General features: G+C 58.9%; 14 protein-coding genes, 1 tRNA gene and 2 pseudogenes. 12 read left to right on the forward strand and 5 right to left on the reverse strand.

The window, feature by feature from the left end; all coding sequences use genetic code 11:
- Nucleotides 1–40: 40 nt before the first annotated feature.
- Entirely contained in the window at nucleotides 41–712 is a 672-nt protein-coding gene (locus PG5_RS26045) for a Bax inhibitor-1/YccA family protein (RefSeq protein ID WP_008060078.1), read from the reverse strand.
- A gap of 123 nt (nucleotides 713–835) precedes the next feature.
- Between PG5_RS26045 and PG5_RS26050 the strand changes: the two genes are divergently transcribed.
- The 4 genes from PG5_RS26050 to PG5_RS26065 all read left to right on the forward strand — a co-directional run bounded on the left by PG5_RS26050 (nucleotide 836) and on the right by PG5_RS26065 (nucleotide 4,224).
- A tRNA-Ser gene (locus tag PG5_RS26050) sits at nucleotides 836–923 on the forward strand.
- 92 nt (nucleotides 924–1,015) lie between these two features.
- Nucleotides 1,016–1,681, forward strand: coding sequence for a GIN domain-containing protein (locus PG5_RS26055; protein WP_020800058.1), 666 nt, complete (start codon nucleotides 1,016–1,018; stop codon nucleotides 1,679–1,681).
- Nucleotides 1,682–1,954: 273 nt separating this feature from the next.
- Nucleotides 1,955–3,814: an ABC transporter ATP-binding protein gene (locus PG5_RS26060; RefSeq protein WP_020800059.1), complete on the forward strand. Its 1,860-nt coding sequence runs from the start codon at nucleotides 1,955–1,957 to the stop codon at nucleotides 3,812–3,814.
- Nucleotides 3,815–3,933: 119 nt separating this feature from the next.
- On the forward strand, nucleotides 3,934–4,224 hold the full coding sequence (locus PG5_RS26065; protein ID WP_020800060.1) for a hypothetical protein: 291 nt from the start codon (nucleotides 3,934–3,936) through the stop codon (nucleotides 4,222–4,224).
- A gap of 75 nt (nucleotides 4,225–4,299) precedes the next feature.
- Here the strand turns inward: PG5_RS26065 and PG5_RS26070 are convergent, their stop codons facing one another.
- Nucleotides 4,300–4,650: a hypothetical protein gene (locus tag PG5_RS26070; protein ID WP_020800061.1), complete on the reverse strand. Its 351-nt coding sequence runs from the start codon at nucleotides 4,648–4,650 to the stop codon at nucleotides 4,300–4,302.
- 260 nt (nucleotides 4,651–4,910) lie between these two features.
- Between PG5_RS26070 and PG5_RS26075 the strand changes: the two genes are divergently transcribed.
- From PG5_RS26075 to PG5_RS26095, 5 genes and pseudogenes are all read left to right on the forward strand, one after another.
- Nucleotides 4,911–5,468, forward strand: a complete 558-nt coding sequence (locus tag PG5_RS26075) for an ATP-dependent Clp protease proteolytic subunit (protein ID WP_020800062.1) — start codon at nucleotides 4,911–4,913, stop codon at nucleotides 5,466–5,468.
- A 76-nt stretch (nucleotides 5,469–5,544) separates the two neighbouring features.
- A pseudogene (locus tag PG5_RS33875) lies at nucleotides 5,545–5,700 on the forward strand (ArsB/NhaD family transporter); the annotation flags it as partial.
- Nucleotides 5,676–6,071, forward strand: a pseudogene (locus tag PG5_RS26080) (NAD(P)H-dependent oxidoreductase); the annotation flags it as partial. The pseudogenes PG5_RS33875 and PG5_RS26080, both read left to right, overlap by 25 nt.
- 50 nt (nucleotides 6,072–6,121) lie before the next feature.
- Nucleotides 6,122–6,613, forward strand: a complete 492-nt coding sequence (locus PG5_RS26085) for a GNAT family N-acetyltransferase (protein WP_020800064.1) — start codon at nucleotides 6,122–6,124, stop codon at nucleotides 6,611–6,613.
- Between the two features lie 634 nt (nucleotides 6,614–7,247).
- Entirely contained in the window at nucleotides 7,248–7,577 is a 330-nt protein-coding gene (locus PG5_RS26095; protein ID WP_020800065.1) for a hypothetical protein, read from the forward strand.
- Nucleotides 7,578–8,194: 617 nt separating this feature from the next.
- Here PG5_RS26095 and PG5_RS26105 read toward each other — a convergent pair.
- Nucleotides 8,195–9,697: an aldehyde dehydrogenase family protein gene (locus tag PG5_RS26105; RefSeq protein ID WP_020800066.1), complete on the reverse strand. Its 1,503-nt coding sequence runs from the start codon at nucleotides 9,695–9,697 to the stop codon at nucleotides 8,195–8,197.
- A 164-nt stretch (nucleotides 9,698–9,861) separates the two neighbouring features.
- Here PG5_RS26105 and PG5_RS26110 point away from each other — a divergent pair, with 164 nt between their 5' ends.
- On the forward strand, nucleotides 9,862–10,653 hold the full coding sequence (locus PG5_RS26110; protein ID WP_020800068.1) for an N-acetylmuramidase domain-containing protein: 792 nt from the start codon (nucleotides 9,862–9,864) through the stop codon (nucleotides 10,651–10,653).
- Between the two features lie 211 nt (nucleotides 10,654–10,864).
- Nucleotides 10,865–11,380 carry a DoxX family protein gene (locus tag PG5_RS26115; protein ID WP_020800069.1) on the forward strand — a complete coding sequence of 172 codons (516 nt, stop codon included), beginning with the start codon at nucleotides 10,865–10,867 and terminating at the stop codon, nucleotides 11,378–11,380.
- A gap of 52 nt (nucleotides 11,381–11,432) precedes the next feature.
- Here PG5_RS26115 and PG5_RS26120 read toward each other — a convergent pair whose 3' ends face one another.
- Both PG5_RS26120 and PG5_RS26125 read right to left on the reverse strand, forming a co-directional pair.
- Nucleotides 11,433–12,395, reverse strand: coding sequence for a Nit6803 family nitrilase (locus PG5_RS26120; RefSeq protein WP_020800070.1), 963 nt, complete (start codon nucleotides 12,393–12,395; stop codon nucleotides 11,433–11,435).
- Between the two features lie 95 nt (nucleotides 12,396–12,490).
- Nucleotides 12,491–13,423 carry a GlxA family transcriptional regulator gene (locus PG5_RS26125; protein WP_020800071.1) on the reverse strand — a complete coding sequence of 311 codons (933 nt, stop codon included), beginning with the start codon at nucleotides 13,421–13,423 and terminating at the stop codon, nucleotides 12,491–12,493.
- 202 nt (nucleotides 13,424–13,625) lie between these two features.
- Between PG5_RS26125 and PG5_RS26130 the strand changes: the two genes are divergently transcribed.
- Nucleotides 13,626–17,114 carry a hypothetical protein gene (locus PG5_RS26130; protein ID WP_020800072.1) on the forward strand — a complete coding sequence of 1,163 codons (3,489 nt, stop codon included), beginning with the start codon at nucleotides 13,626–13,628 and terminating at the stop codon, nucleotides 17,112–17,114.
- The last annotated feature ends 59 nt before the right edge of the window (nucleotides 17,115–17,173 follow it).

Below are 17,173 nucleotides of genomic sequence, written 5' to 3' on the forward strand. Positions count from 1 at the left end.
AAAACCCGCCGAAGCGGGTTTTTTCAATCATGGCTGGCGATCAATCATCGCGGCTCATGATGCCAAACAGCTGCAACAAGCTGATGAACAGGTTGTAGATCGATACATACAGGCTGATGGTGGCCATGATGTAGTTACGCTCGCCGCCGTGGATGATGGCGCTGGTCTGGAACAGGATGCAGACCGAGGAAAACAGCACGAAGCCCGCGCTGATCGCCAGTTGCAGGCCGCTGATCTGGAAGAAGAAGCTCGCAACCACCGCACCCAGCAACACGAAGAAACCCGCCGTGATGAAGCCACTGAGGAAACTCATGTCCTTGCGCGAGATCAGCACATAAGCCGACAGGCCACCGAATACCAGTGCGGTCATGGCAAAGGCCGAGCTAACCACTTCGGCGCCGCCCTGCATGCCCAGGTAACGGTTGAGGATCGGGCCGAGCAGGAAACCCATGAAACCGGTCAGGGCAAAGGCCGACACCAGGCCCCAGGCGGAATCACGAAGCTTATTGGTGAGGAAGAAAAGGCCGTAGAAGCCGATCAGCACCACGAAAATGTTCGGGTAGCCGACACGCATCTGCTGGGCAACGTACGCCATCACACCACTGAAGGCGAGCGTCAGAGCCAGCAAGCCGTATGTGTTGCGCAGGACGCGGCTAACCTCTAGCTGCTCAGCCTGCACGCTGTTGTTCACTGCGTAATCCTGTTCGCGCATGGCGACACTCCTGTTGGTTTGAAACGTTCAGTCGCAAAGATCATAACAGACGCCCTGTAACAAGCTATGCAGAGAGTTTGACAGTGTGTTTCATTCAGGTATTATGGCGCCCGCAACACAAACGGAGGTGTGGCCGAGTGGTTTAAGGCAACGGTCTTGAAAACCGTCGACTGTAACAGGTCCATGAGTTCGAATCCCATCGCCTCCGCCATCTTTATACGACAAAGCCCTGATTATTCAGGGCTTTGTCGTTTCTGGGATTTGGATTTCCCTTTCGGTGCTTCTGTGAAACAAGGAGGTTGCATGAACAACATGGACACGATGAAGCTGTTGCTTGCGCTGCTGGCGATCACGACCAGTGGTGTTGTACTGGCCGCAGAAAAAACCTTTGCGCTGACCGCATTCAACAGCGTTGAGGCCCGACAGGGTGTGAACCTGTCGATCAAATGCGCTGCAACATCATCAATGGTGGTCTCAGGCTCTGCCGATACGCTGAAGAAGCTCCAGGTGACGACAGACAACAAGGCGTTGTTGCTGGTAAATGACGCAGCGAAACATGTTCGCGTCGTCTCCCCTACCCTGGATATCACGCTATATACCAGCGCGCCACTGACGGGGTTGACGGGAAAAGCAGGGGTAAAAATCGTGGCACCTGCCTGTGCCGTCGATCCGTCCAGGCTGACGGTGGCAGGCAGCATGGGCACTGACATCCAGATCGAGGGCAAGACGGGTGAACTGGTCCTTGACCTGGCGATGGGCAGCACCTTCAACAAAAAACCGTTGCCCTTCATTGCGGATGTGGCCAAGGTGCGCATGAGCATGGGGGCGGCATCGTCCCTGTGCCATATCCCCCGGATCAACGGCAACCTGTCTGCCGGCGCACGTATGTCTGTGAGTCCATCGGCTCAGGTCGACAACAGCGCCACAGGCGCCTACGCCAGCGAAATTTCAACCTCTGAGTGTTTGTAAACGGCAGGAATGAACAGGCCACTCTCCGCTTGATGGAAAACGGGACGAATTGTTCCGTTTGTGGCCCCCCTCCTTTTACACTCCTTTTACACTCCTTTACACCCTTCACAGCCTTACATCTGTAAAAGTTCAACCGAGCGCTTTAGACGCGGGCCCCCTGCATCCCCCGGCACCGTTAGCCTGGCGGTGGCGGATACGACGTCTGCCCCGCAAACCCTCAAAGCAGCCACTCAATGGCAAAATCCGCTTACCCAGATCATTTCGGAGATCACAATGCTTCGCGTGTTTGAACGAAGGCTCGATCCATTCCCTCCCGACGAAGCACCGCCGCCGCCTGTCGGCCTGATGCGGTTCCTGTGGGCCTGCACGCGCGGCGCCCGCGGTTATATCCTTGCGTTGGCGCTGCTCAGTGCCAGTGTGTCGATCTACGAAGCCTGGTTATTTTCCTTTCTTGGGCAGGTCGTGGACCTGCTCTCGACCTGGCAGGCCGGTGGCGATGCGAACGGGCAGGAAAGTTCTGTGCTGTGGGGTATCGCGACAGTGTTGGTCACCAGCATTGGGCTGGTGGCGCTACGTACCATGGTGCAGCACCAGATATTGGCCATCAACCTGCCGTTGCGGCTGCGCTGGGACTTCCATCGACTGATGCTGCGGCAAAGCCTTTCGTTCTTTTCCGATGAGTTCTCCGGTCGGGTCACCACCAAGGTGATGCAGACTGCACTGGGCGTGCGCGAAGTCCTGTTCACCCTTATCGAAATCGCACCCGGAATTGGCGTTTATTTCATTGCGATCATCGCACTGGCCGGCGGCTTCGCCCTGAAACTCATGCTGCCTTTTATTGCCTGGGTCGCGTTGTTCGGGCTGGCCATGCTGTACTTTGTGCCGCGCCTGGGGCGAGTCGGGCAGGAACAGGCCCATGCGCGATCGTCGATGACGGGGCGTATTTCAGATGCCTATAGCAACATCACCACCGTGAAACTGTTCTCGCACTCCAATCGTGAAGCGCATTTTGCGCGCGCGGCAATGGAGGACTTCAAGCAAACCGGCTTCCGCCAGATGCGCCTGGTCAGCCAGTTCGAGATCGTCAACCAGGCGCTGGTGGTGATGTTGATCATGGCCGCTGGCGGCTATGCCCTGTGGCTCTGGCACCAGGGCGAGGTCGGCGCGGGAGCGGTGGCGGCAATTACGGCCATGGCGTTGCGTATCAATGGCATGTCGCACTGGATCATGTGGCAGATGGCTTCGCTGTTCGAAAGCATCGGCACCGTGCAGGATGGCATGGCAACCCTGACCCGAGGTCCCAAGGTGCAGGACGCGCCGAACGCTGGCGTACTGGTGCCCTCTGGCGGCGCGGTGACCTTTGACAACGTGAGCTTCAACTACAACGGTGAACGCCAGGTGCTCGACGGATTGAGCCTGACTATCCACCCAGGCGAAAAAATCGGCCTGGTGGGCCGTTCCGGCGCAGGCAAATCGACGCTGATCAATCTGCTGCTGCGCTTCTATGACGTCGACAGCGGTGAGATTCGCATCGACGGGCAAAACATCGCTCAGGTGACACAAGACAGTCTGCGGGCCGCTATCGGCATGGTCACCCAGGATACGTCCCTGCTGCACCGCTCGATTCGCGACAACATCGCCTACGGCCGCCCGGACGCGACCGACGCCCAGGTGCGCAGCGCCGCGATTAATGCCCAAGCCGACGGGTTCATCAGCCAACTGAGCGATCGGCAAGGCCATAGTGGTTATGACACCCTGGTGGGTGAGCGCGGCATCAAGCTCTCGGGCGGCCAGCGCCAACGCATTGCCATCGCCCGGGTGATGCTCAAGAACGCGCCAATTCTGTTGTTGGACGAGGCCACGAGTGCCCTGGATTCTGAAGTTGAAGTCGCCATCCAGGAAAGCCTCGATGAAATGATGCAGGGCAAGACCGTCATCGCCATCGCCCATCGGCTGTCGACGATTGCGGCCATGGATCGACTCATTGTCATGGACGAGGGACGTATCATCGAACAGGGTACCCATGCGCAATTGCTGGCAAAAAACGGCACCTACGCGCGGCTGTGGCAGCATCAAAGTGGTGGTTTCCTGGGAGAGGATCAGGGGGTGGCTGAGGCGATGGATCAGGCGTGAGAGTGAATGGCGAGAGCGAACGCCGCCGATGGTCGTAGCATCTCGCCTGCCACCGGCCTGTGGCTAAGCTTAATGAATCGGGGAGAATTGAAACCTGGGTACTCCCAAAGGAGACGATCATGTATGCGGTAATAAGAACCTACCTCGGTGCAGGAGCCAAACAGCTTTTCGACCTTTTGGAACAGCGCCAGACCGACGTCGAAGCGCTCCTGCGGACAGTGCCTGGCCTCGTCAGCTACACACTGCTCAATACCGGGGATGGTGGGACCTCAGTGACGGTTTGCACGGACAAGGCCGGCAGCGATGCGAGCTTGAAAGTTGCACGCGAATGGATTCAGAAAAATGCATCGAATATCCACGCGAACCCGCCGATCGTGACGGAAGGTCCGGTGATTGTGCAGATCAATTAGCGCGTCCTTGCGACTGATCTCAATCCTATCGAAATCAAGCCCCGAAAAAATCGGGGCTTGATGATTCAGACAGCATCAGGGTTTGCGTCCTCCACCTCCGCTCATCCCGTCATCTTTGCGTCCCATATCAGACTTATCGCGATCATCGGCAAAATTACCGCCGCGTCCGCTTCCTTGCCCAGTGCTGGACGATTGGTCTGCCCTGTTGCCTTGTTGTCCGCCTGAAGCCTGGCCGCCTTTCTGGCCTGGCTTGGTCATATTTTCCTTATCATCGGCAAATTCGCCTCCGCGATTGCCTTGCCCGCCTCCGGACATGCGATCGTTATCGCGCGATTGTTGCCCGCCGGAAGCCTGACCACCTTTTTTACCGGCTTCATTGGTCTTGTCCCAGTCGCTGCCGGGATTTTTATTTCCTGTATTGGCCATTTTCATTCACCTCTGCATCGTTGGTACGAGCTTGGGCCCGTATACGTCGGAGGACGCACAAAACAGAAAGTTTGAACCGAATTATCGTACTTGCGACGAGTGGATCCGGGCATTTGGTTCAATTGGAATTGCGCTCATTCGATGGATGGCGAGCATCGGATAGAGCGGCAATCTGCGAGGGTTTCAAGATCAACCGCTCGATGTTTACTAGACTTGATAACGCGTGGAAGTCCTCCAGGCATCATCCAGGTAGTCTATCGATGACTGAACATATCGTGCATTTTCATTGCCAGATCGATCAGGGAACGACTGAGCGCTTCCGGGACTGTTGCCTCGAAGCCATCGATGAAGGCGCCACCTCCCTACTCCTCAATCTGTCTACGAGCGGCGGTAGCACCAACTTTGGATTCACCCTCTATACGTTCCTGAAGTCACTGCCGGTACCGCTGTGCGCAATCAACGCGGGTAACATCGAATCCATGGGCATCATCATGTTCCTGGCGGCAGGCCGGCGCATCACCTCCCCTCACTCACGCTTCCTGATCCACCCGATGAACTGGTACTTCAGCCAGAAATCGGTCGACCACCAGCGCCTGCGCGAATACCTGTCGAGCCTTGATAACGACCTTGCGCGTTACGTGCAGATTTTCACCCTCGAAACGGCTGAGGCAGAGACCAAGCTCGACATTTTCCATTGCCTTTCGGCGGAAGAAAAAGTCATCGCTGCACACGAATCCCTGGCCTATGGCATTGCCCATGAGATGAAGCAGATGATGTTCGCTGACGATGTCAAGCATTGGAAAGTCAGCGGTGGATGAACCGGGTGCAATGGTTCCGCCATGGACGGGCGTCCCGTGCGCGATGCTGCCTGTTGCTGAACCCCTGGGCGCGGACGGACTGATTCGCAAGGCGATGATCTACGCCAACATCATCGGCTGTGACCTCGGCCCGAAGATCACCCCCATCGGCAGTCTCGCCACCCTCCTCTGGCTGCACGTGCTCGAACGCAAGGACATGCGCATCACCTGGGGCTACTACTTCAAGGTTGGTATCCACACATCCTGCTGTTGTACGGCTCGACCCGCGAACGCTCGTTCAGCCGCCTGCTGGTCGAAGAAGCCGCGCGCCTGCTGGAGCATTTCGGCGCAGAGACGCGCATCTTCAATCCGTCCAGTTTGCGGCTGCCCGACGATGCTCCTGCCGCCCACCCCAAAGTCCAGGAGCTGCGCGAACTGTTGCAGTGGTCCAAAGGCCAGGTCGGGTGTTCGCCGGAACGCCATGGCGCGATGTCGGCCTTGTTCAAGGCGCAGATCGACTGGGTTCCCCTGGAACTCGGTGCCGTTCGCCCCACCCAGGGCAAGACGCTTGCAGTGATGCAGGTGTGTGGCGGCTCGCAGACGTTCAACGTGGTCAATCAGCTTCTTCGGCCATAATGACCTGTCATGCACAGCCATCGGCGGGAACCTTTCAGATGATCTCGATTGAACTGCACGCGGCCCAACGCGACGAACTGCAGACCATTGAAAACCTGATGCAGTTCTACACCTATGATTTCAGCGAGTGGGTGCCGCTGAAGCTGGGTGAGCATGGCTTCTTCAATATCCTGCCCCTCTCGGACTACTGGCGAAAACCCGCGACCCAGGCATTTCTGATCCGGGTCGATGGGGAGTTGGCCGGGTTCGTCACCGTGGATGACGAAATCCACGTGCCCGATGCCCGCTACAACATCGGTTATCTGTTCGTCAGTCGGGGCTTTCGTGGCCAGGGCGTCGCCAGGTTTGTCGTGTCCACCCTGTTGAACCGACTCCCCGGTCGATGGCAAATTTTCCATGTCGAGGCGAACCAGCCGGCACGGCTGTTCTGGGCGGCGGTGATTCCTGAGGCGACGCAAAACCGGTTCAGCGCTCATCAACTGTACATCCAGGGGTTGCCGTGCACTGTTTACTGTTTTGAGAAAGCGTAAGCCCTGTCCCTGTAGGAGCGAGCATGCTCGCGAAAAACCTGAGGGCACCACGGGGTGTCAGGCTCCCCGCGTCATCGTTGACCTCTATCGCGAGCATGCTCGCTCCTACATGGGGGTAGAGGAAGACCCCCCGTCTAATTCCAAATCAGCTTTGTCAGACAATATGTAGTGACTAAAAATATTCACTACAAAACCGTTGACGCCTTCGATTTGCCCTTGCATGATGCAGACGTCTCCCCGATCGGGAGTACTGGTAACACGCTTGAGCAAGCTCGTCTGACCGCCGAGCTGTTTTTTCCGGATACACGCTGCCCACAAGGCAGATTGAAGAAGCTGACCTGGCCTGAACGTCCAGTACAAGGGCGAGAAGCGCTGGCGATCCATCCTCATGATGCTTGTGGCCGACCCTGAAAACGTCGGCAGGGGCCAAAGGTTATCGCCGCTTCTCTTCGTTGTGACGCTATTGCGTAGCAGTTATTCAACACGACTACATGCAACAGACGCGGGACCCCGTCGATTTCGGCGGACGACTGCTGACGTCCTGGTTTCGGTGCCAGGGATCAACTAACCGATGGGCTACATGTATTAGCGAATCAACTTTGAAAGATCACCAAATGGTCAAGGGGGCTTTATCATGAATCTGAACAATCAACCGACTATCGAAGAGCTGGCTCGCATGTTCGCGGCGCAAAAAGACAGTCACGACAGCCATATCCTGTGGATCAGCAAATCGGGCCAGGTGCATATCGACTGCCTGTCGCCACATGCCCATGAAGCGGAGTTCGACCAGAACAACCAGAACCTGCTGGCCCGACTGAAAATGTACCGTCGCGGCCATGGCTATGTTGGCAAGAAGGCCGCTGCCGACAAGGACTTCATCGGTAATGTCCTGCAAACGCTGAAACAGGCCTGGGACTCGCTGCAGGGCCAGAACGAAGTTCGGGTGATTGACCGGTTCTACTGATAATCCATAGCCATAAGAAGTCCCCTCTCAAGTTTTTTGAGCGGGGACTTTTTTGTTTACTACGTAAAATCAAGCAAGGTAGCGAAGCAGCAGTCCGTTTTGCCCGTAACCCGTGTCCAGTTTTCCATTGAGAAGAAACACGTAAACATGACGACACGCTCACCGTTCACGTTGGCGTTGCCCGACAACACAAGTTTATCCTCACAAACTTGCACCATGCGAAGGATGACTGATGGATATTCCGAATGTCGGGTATCTACGTAATATTTACCCCGTTGAAACTCGGATCAGGTTGACCATTTTTCAGCAGACGTATGAGAAGCCCCCCATACACCATCAAGATCTTTTCATCGGCAGATATCAGAAGGGGGTCGACGGGTCGCCGTCGATTAATAGCTCACCCTTAAAATCGTCGGAACCTGGGGATTCGTCAGGCAGTGGGATGACTGATTTCCATGGTGACTACACGGGTTCAGCCCCGGAGCTTTATTAAGTCGGCGAAAAGCATGGCGCGTCTACTGTCAAACTTGACAGTAGACAACCCCACCTTTTGCAGAGAAAACCGTAAAGGTGCCTCTCACGTTCGAACAATATAAAGATGCTGCGACAGGCCTTTTTTAGCGTTTGATGCCCAGATCTATTTGGGTCATGCGACTGCGAATGGTGAACACACCATCACCTGAAAGAATTGCACTGCGCGCAAATAGCCGCCCGCTCTCCCAATTCGACAGGCCCAGCTCCGGCTTGTTGAGTGCGTACTGACCATCGACCCAACGGGTGATCCCGTTGCCGACAAAAGGCGCGTTGACCGCGTTGTAGAAGCGTTCCTGAGTCGCTGCAGCTTCGCTGAGCAGCGACACGGTGAACTGCGGGCTGTAGCGATTGAACAAGGCGATGGCGCTGTCCAGGTCGTCGACGATCTTCAGGCTGACTTCGGGGGTTTCTTCCCACTCCCACTCGCGACCCAGTTGATCTTCCGGCAACGCTTCGGCCAGTGCTTCGGTGCGGTAGCCTTCGGCGCGGTAGACCTCGACGCTGGCGGTTTGCCAATCCGCCGGCAGGAACGCTTCGCTGCCTTCCACGATGTGCAACTTGCAGCCCTGCCCCCGTGCCTTGCCTGCCTGTTGCAGCGCATCGAGAAACAGCGGCACCAGGTCAGCGGCGCGGTCGCGCTGGATAAGGCAGACGTTCAGGGTGTTGCAGACCTTGCGGTCCAGGGAGTTGCGCACCACAGCGGCGAAGCGCGTGGCATCGGCGTCGATGTCGGCGATCAACCAGGCACCACCCGTGCCATGGAGGCTGACGGCGGTGCCGGCCTGTTGCGCGATGCTGCCCAATTGACTGACGGCGCGCCCCGAACCACGGGCGACGGCCAGGGACAGACGGCGGTCGGCGAACATCGCCCACCCGGCGGCGTGATTGACGCTTTCCACCAACGACACCGCACCGGTTGGTAATCCGGTGGCGTTCAATGCCGGGTTCAATGCGTGAGTGACAATGGCCTGGGCCGTGCCCAACGCGTCGCTGCCAATGCGCAGCACCGCGGTGTTACCGGTGCGCAACACACCGGCGGCATCGGCGAAGACATTCGGCCTGCCCTCGAAGACGAACGCGACGATACCCAGCGGCGAGACCACCTGTTCGACTTTCCAGCCGTCGTGCTCAACGCAACTGATCACTTTGCCGCGGGTGGCCGACGCATCGCGCCAGGCGCGCAGGCCGGCAATCATGTCGCGACGCATGCGCTCATCGGCCAGCAAACGCGTGGTCGAGCGGCCACGAGCCTTGGCCCGTTCGATGTCGGCCAGGTTTGCGGCCTCGATCAAGGCCCAGCACTCAGGCGTCTCAAGGCGTTGGGCAAATTCATCGAAAAAGGCGCTGATGGCCTGGTCCGACACTGTAGACATCGCCTTGAACGCCGCTTCGGCACGTTCGATCGCCACCGCTGCCGCTTGCTGGTCAGCCACCGGAATCAGCAATAGTTCGCCGCTGACCTGCTCCACCAACAGGTGGTCACCGGGCGCAAAGCGTGCCGCCAGTTCGGGGCTGACCACAGTGACACGATTACCGGCGAAAGGGATCGGCGTGCCAGCGACTAGACGTTCGAGCGCAAGAGACATGAAGCGGTATCACCATGCAATGGGCGGGCAGAAAATGTATAGCAAAAGCCGCCGAGCGTCATCCGCCACAGCCCTGCGCCGATAATCGCAAACCCGCCGGTGCCAGCCTGGCCCACCTACGCTTAAAGCGTACCCCCGCGTTTGCTGTTTCGAAGGAGGCCGTCATGAGCAACGAATTCAGAAGCCATGGCGCAGCCCTTGACGACGAAGGTCTGGAAAACGCCCTGGACCTGGCCAAAGTCAGCGCTGCACAACTGTGGGCTGTTCTGGCAGTAGAAACCTCCGGCAACGGATTCTTTTCCGATCGCCGTCCGAAAATCCTTTTCGAGCGTCACGTCTTCAGCCGCTTGACCCACCAGGCGTTTGACGCACAACACCCCGATATCAGCAGCAAAAGCCCTGGCAACTATGGTGCGTCGGGGGACCACCAGTACGACCGGCTCAACCAGGCGATCGAGCTTGACCGCAATGCGGCGCTGCAAAGCACGTCGTGGGGGCTGGGCCAGATCATGGGGTTCAACTTCGCTTCCACCGGTTCTGCAGACGTTGAATCGATGGTCAGGCGCATGGTCCTGTCAGAGAACGAACAACTATTGTGTATGGTCGGCACGTTGATCGGTGGCGGCTCCATCGCCGCGCTACGGGCCAAGGATTGGGCGAACTTCGCCCGTCGTTACAACGGCCCCAACTACGCCATCAACAACTACGACGTGCGGCTCAGTGCCGCGTATCAGAAGTTCTCTTACGGCGGAACGCCCGACCTGAGGATTCGCACCGCGCAAACCTACCTGACGTACCTGGGCTGGCACCCCGGCACGATTGACGGCATTGTCGGCAAACAGACCCGGGATGCGATGAACCTGTATCAGGCCAAAGAAGGCCTGGAACTGACCACGGTGCTCGATGACGAGACGCTGGCGCATCTGCGCAGCCGGGTTCTGGCGTTGCCGCTCTGACTTGATGCCCACAAAGGTCCCTGTGGGAGCGGGCCCGCTCCCACATTTAAATGCATTCGAACTGAACGTATCAAAGTGTGTACAGCCCCGCCCCTGACACACCAGGCCTTCAAATTCCCGTGCCAACGACATACCGCAGATACACCCGGTTGATGAAATACCTCTCAACGGCCCCCCCGGTCCGACATCCCTGTCTTGAAGGAGATCAACCATGAACGCCACTATTTCATCGGCCGTGAAAGGCCTGCACCTGAACCTTGACCGTGCCGGCAGCTGGATCGCGCCACTGTCCTTGCGGGTGTTCCTCGCCTGGGAGTTCTTCGAGTCGGGCCTGGAAAAATTCAATGGCGAAAACTGGTTCGCCGACATCCAGGACCGCTTCCTGTTCCCGTTCAACCACCTGCCGGCCACGCTGAATTGGGAACTGTCGATGTGGGTCGAGCTGATCTGCGCGCTCGCCCTGCTGGTGGGCCTGGCCACACGCTTCTCGGCGATCAGCCTGATCGTGGTGACCATCGTCGCGACCGCCGCGGTGCACTGGCCGGCAGACTGGTCGACCTTGAGCGAACTGGCCCAGGGTTACTCCATCAGCAACAAAGGTTTTGGTAACTTCAAGCTGCCGCTGATTTATCTCGCCGCCCTTGTGCCGTTGCTGCTTTCGGGTCCTGGCAAGTTCAGCGTCGATGCGTTGCTGGCCCGGATTTTCTGGCGCCGCAACCAGCACTGAAACAACGGAGTACTGCCTTACCGCCTTACTGTAGGAGCGAGCATGCTCGCTCCTACAGTGGATCTACCTTTTCCACTGTCTCCGGATGCGCACTGCGTTCATGCACATGGGCATGCGGGGTGCGGTCGATCAGCAGGCTGAGCAGTTCCGGACGGCTGTAGTGGCCGCGCGAATCCATCATGCGCTTGCGCTTGTCGATCAGGCTCATGTCGAGGTCGACGATCACCTCGCCTTCACCCTCGGTCAACGCACCCAGTACCACGCCATCCGGGCTGATGATCGCGGTGTAGCAACCGCCGGAAATCGGCCCGATCGGGCAGCCGGTGTCGGCCATTATCTGCGCCTGTTGCTCAGGGCTGAGCCAGGCGGTGGAGTTGACCACGAAGCACGCCGCTTCCAATGCGTGCTGGCGGATACTGACTTCCATCTGTGAGGTGAACAGCGGGCCGGCAAACGAGCCGGGGTACATCGAGGCGTGGATCTGTTCGCCATCGGCCATCAAGGCGTAGCGGGCCAGCGGGTTGTAATGTTCCCAGCACGCCAGTTGGCCGATGCGCCCCACCGCGCTGTCGGTGGCGCGCAGGCCGGACCCGTCGCCCATGCCCCAGATCATGCGTTCATGGTAAGTCGGGGAGATCTTGCGGCGGCTCTGGATCAGTGAGCCGTCGGCGTCGAACAACAATTGGGTGTTGTACAACGTACCGCCATCTCGTTCGTTGACACCGATGGACACGACCATGCCGGCCTCTCGGGCGGCAGCGCCAATGGCATCGGTCGCCGCCGACGGCACCGTCACGGCCTGGTCCAGCAGCTTGAGATGTTCGGCGCCCATGGCAAAGGGCGCCTGGACGAACGAGAAATACGGGTAGTACGGCACGACGGTTTCGGGAAACACGGCGAACTGCACGCCCTGCTCACCCAGCTCGAGAATTTTCTCGACGACTTTGTTGACGGTGCCTTCACGGCTGTGGAGCACGGGGCTGATTTGTACGGCGGCGGCTTTGACAAAGGTCATGGCGGCGATCTCATTGAGGGAATGGGTTTCAACGAGACAAATATTACGAAAATAATATTGTGACTTGAATGTCGTATACACCACCTTTTAGGTCATCAACCTCGATTGGCCCGCTGAATCACCTGGGGCGATTGCCCGAAAGCTCGCAGGAAAGCCCGGCGCATTCGCTCCCTGTCACCAAAGCCGGTTTCGGTTGCCACCACATCGATCGAGTGCCGGCCGGTTTCCATCATCAACCGCGCGGCCTCCACCCTCAGGCTTTCGATAGCCTTGGCCGGCGATTGCCCGGTTTCGGCATTGAACACTCGGCTGAATTGTCGCGGGCTGAGATTGGCGGCGTTGGCCAGTTCCTCAACCGACAAATCGGACTTCAGGTTCTGCTTGGCGTACGTCAATGCTGCCTGGATGCGATCGGTCCTGGGCTGCAACTCCAGCATGACCGAAAACTGCGACTGCCCGCCCGCCCGGCGGTGATACACCACCAACTGCCGGGCGACCCGGCGCGCGACTTCCGCGCCCAGATCGATTTCCACCAGGGCCAGCGCCAGATCGACACACGCGCTCATGCCGGCGGCGGTCCAGATATTTCCGTCGTTGATAAAAATCCGGTCTTCCTCAACCTTCACCTTCGGAAACGCCCGCTGCAACGACGCCGCATGACACCAGTGGGTGGTTGCTCGCCGGCCATCGAGCAAACCGGCTTCGGCCAGGGCAATGGCACCGGTGCAGATCGAACCCAGGCGGCGGGTGCCCTGGCTGGCATGGCGCAAAAAGTCCACCAGCCCTTTCGATGGCGGGCGAATCAAGTTATCGCCCATGACCAACAGCGTATCGAACGAACACGGGTCAAATGGCTTGGTCTCCACAGCGAACCCTGCGGAGGTTTGCACCATGCCGCCGTGTTCGGACACCAGGACAATGCTGTACACCGGTTCATCGGCCGCACTGTTGGCCAGTTCGAATGTGGCACACATGGCCAGGCCCAGAACCTGGAAACCGGGGTAAACGATGAGTCCGATGCGATGCATGGCGTTCGTCCAGAATGACCTTAAAGGAGGCATGACCGATTATTCAGCCAGAGCACCGCACTGTACACCTGCCGCCGTAGTGCGGGTGAATAGCCGATCGACGGCAATTCGGTCAGGCAATCGTTCATTCAGGCCATTCCCCTTCATTTATTGGGTCTATAAATAACAGTACACAGTTGGCCGCAAACAAGAGGCACAGGCCATGGACAGCAAGGATTCGGGCACAAATCTGGCCCTCTGGTTGCCAGGCAGTGCAGTCATCCTGAGTCTGGTGGTATCGATGTTCGCCCTCACCCGCGAACCCTTCCTGGAGCCGCGCCCCATCGGTGCCCAGTTCCAGGCACAACTGCCCATCGAGGCCCGGTTGTGGCAGGACCCTTTCGACGCGGTGGAGCGTTATCGCAAGAAGCTTGCCGACAGCAAGAACCCGGACGCCGAGAACGTTTGCAGCCCCGACCTCTCGCCCCTGAGCGCAGGACAATCGGCGCCCGACATCATGGTCGCGCTGGTCGAGGGTGGCCCCTACGCCGATGAAGTCGAAAGGCGCCGGCGCATTCGCTATGCCTTGCTGGCCGGGTTCAAGAATTCCCACCGGGTGCCGGATCAGGAGCAGTACATCCACTGCCTGAAGCTGGCCGCCAACCTGTCACTCGAGGCACCGCAGAAAAACGCTTTCGTCGATACGCCCTACGAAGTGTTCGTGTCCAATCCGTTCGATCCACCGCAGGCGCTTGAAGGCAAGCCCGCACCCTCCGACCGAACGATCGTGTTCTGGTTGAAACAGGACGCGCTCGGCTCGATGCCGCTGCAACAGCTCGAAACGCTTCGTGACAGCCTGAAAAAAAAAGTCGCCATGGCCTGCACGCCAGCACCTTGCATCGAACCCTCGGCCAATGCCGTCTTGAAGGTCATAGGCCCCTCGACCTCGACCGTGCTGCGCGACATGTTCCAGGACCAGGACATCGGCAAGGCCTCGCCGAACATCGAAATCTATTCGCCGCTGGCCACGGCCGACAACGAGACACTGGATCGTGGCTACCAGAAGCTGTCGCCGCCGCTGGCCAACCGCGAGCCGATGAAGCTGCTGCGCACCGTCAGTGACGATGGCACCATGACCCAACTGATGCTTGAAGAACTGAAGCTGCGCCGCGTCGACCCGGCCGCCGGCGTGCGTTGCAGCGAAGGCAAACTGAGCCGGATCGGCTCACCCTGCACCGGCAATCTTCGCCGCAGCGCCAACCGCATCGCGTTGATTTCCGAGTGGGACAGTTTCTACAGCCGTGCCCTGATCGAAAGCTTCAAGCTGCAGGTGGCCAGGGACGCCCGACTCGGCGACGGTGAAAACCATAAGGGTGCCGTCGACCAGTGGATCTTGCGCTTCAGTTACTTGCGCGGGCTCGACGGGCGTCTGCCGGAAGAATCAGCGAGCACCGATAAAACCGCCAGCTACGATGCCAGCAAAAACGCCCGTGGCGCATCCGCCATCGACCTCAGCCCGCTGGAGAAATCCGACGGCAACTCCCAGCTCGATTATCTGCGACGCCTCGCCGACCACATCGCCAGCGAAGACGCGGCCTATCGACGCGATGGCGAAAGCGGCATCGGCGCCATCGGTATCCTGGGTGTCGATGCCTACGACAAGCTGCTGGTGCTGCAGGCCCTCAAGAGCCGAATGCCTTACAAACTGTACTTCTCCACCGACCTTGACGCGCGCATGCTGCAACGGGGCCAGGCGCAAACCACGCGCAACCTGATCCTCGCCGCACCCTATGGCCTGACGCTGACTCGCGCCCTGCAACAGGACGTGCCGCCATTTCGCGACAGCCTGCAAAGTGCCGTGTTCATTTCAGTACTGGCGGCCTTGGCGCCGCAATCCTTTGATGCCAAGCGCGCGAAATTCGACTATTCCAAATCGGAGCTGCTCTCGCCGGGCATCTACGAAGTGGGCATCAGTGGCTTTATTCCCCTGGCCACGCGACTGGGCGCCTCACGCCCGACCAGTTGCCAGGCGCCCACCCAAGCCCAGTCGGAGCGCGGTGTGCTGCCCCACGATCTGATGGCGTTGCGCTGCCTGCAAGATCCCTCGCCGCCGCCCTACCCTGAGCCCTCCCAGTCACTGCGCGAGCGTTTCAAACACAGCCAATCGTTCTTTTGGGCCGGACCTTTGACACTCACCCTGCTGAGCATCGCTGCGTTCATTCTCTGGTGGCGCATCGAGGGCCCCCAGGACGAACACGACACACGCCTGGCGTGGGTGCGCGGCGTGCCTATTACGCTGTTCATGGTCGCGGCGGCCTGCGCCTTCATTGCCACGCGCTACTGGCATGCGGAATTCCTGTGGTTCACCTTCGTGCTGGTGCTGCTGGGCATCCTGTCGTCGAACCTGCTCCGTCGCTCCACGCGGCGATTGGCACTGGCCCAGGACGCGACGTCGAGTGTGACCCCAGGTTCATACGATGCCTGGGCGTGGTACTTCGTGGTCCCGCTGGTGGTGTTCATTCTCGCGTTGATGCTGGCGTACCAGATGCGCAGCACCTTGACCGACAACGGCCTGGGCGAGCCGATGTTCTTGCTCGAAGGCATCAGCGCCTGGCCGACCGTAGCATTGCGCCTGCTGGCCGTGCTGATCTCGCTCTCGGCGTTGACCTGGGGGTGGCGCAAGCTGCGCATCAATCGCGCGGAGATCGAAAGTGCCTTCCATCTGCGCCTGCACATGCGCAAATACCAGACAACCCTGTGGGGCCAGGTACAGCGATTGATCCGCCGCGGCAAAGGCTGGAGCCTGCGCCGCTGGTGCAATGAGCTTGGCCATTGGCTGTTGCTGATTTTCTTCCCGCTGATGAGTGCCAACGAAGACTGGTCGAAGTCCTGCGCGGCCGCCCAGGCCCGCTGCACGGACGGACGCAAGATGATCGTCATTGCGCGCTTCTGGGGTGAGCACTGCATCTGTGGTTCATTCGGTGCCCGTCTGTTGCGGGCGTTACTCGCTACCTGGGCCTACGTCGTGGTCACCAGCGTGTTGTTCGTGATCTGGCCGATGGAAGGCACGCCCGTGCGCGGTGCATCGGACTGGTGGATGTTGAACTGGCTGATTCCGACGCTGACGTTCCAGGTGCTGGTGTTCTGGGTCATGGATGCCAACCTGTTGCTGACGCGCTTCATCCGTCATCTGAGCGAGCACCATGCGATCTGGCCAGGGACGTTGCAGGCCGAACACAAGAAAATCTTCGGCATGCTCAAGCATCCCTGCATCGACGAGTGGGTGGATCTGCAACTGATCGCCAAGCGTACGTCGGCGGTCAATCGGCTGATCTACGCACCGACCGTGGTGCTGTTGATCCTGCTGGCCTCACGCAGCAGCCTGTTCGACAACTGGCCAACACCGCCAGGGCTGATGATTTCCTACCTGCTGACCGCGTTGCTGCTGCTCGGCTCTGCGCTCACCCTGCGTCGAGCGGCGGAAAAGGCCCGCACGGTGGCCTTGCAACGAATCGACGCCTATTTACTGGAAACACCGGAATCGACGCCGGGCTATGCCAAGTTCAAGATGATTCGTGAACGGGTTGCAACGCTCAACACCGGTTCGTTCTCGCGCTACTCCGAAGACCCATTGATCCGTTCGTTGCTGCTGTCCCTGACAGGTATCGGCGGTTCGGCGATTGTCGATGCGTTGAACTATGCGAAGTTTTGATCAGTTGCTGTTCACAAGTAGGGGACGGGGTGTATATCCATTGCTGCGGTAACGGCCAC

The organism is Pseudomonas sp. G5(2012) (genome assembly GCF_000408945.1).
In the GTDB taxonomy this organism is placed as follows: Bacteria; Pseudomonadota; Gammaproteobacteria; order Pseudomonadales; family Pseudomonadaceae; genus Aquipseudomonas; species Aquipseudomonas umsongensis.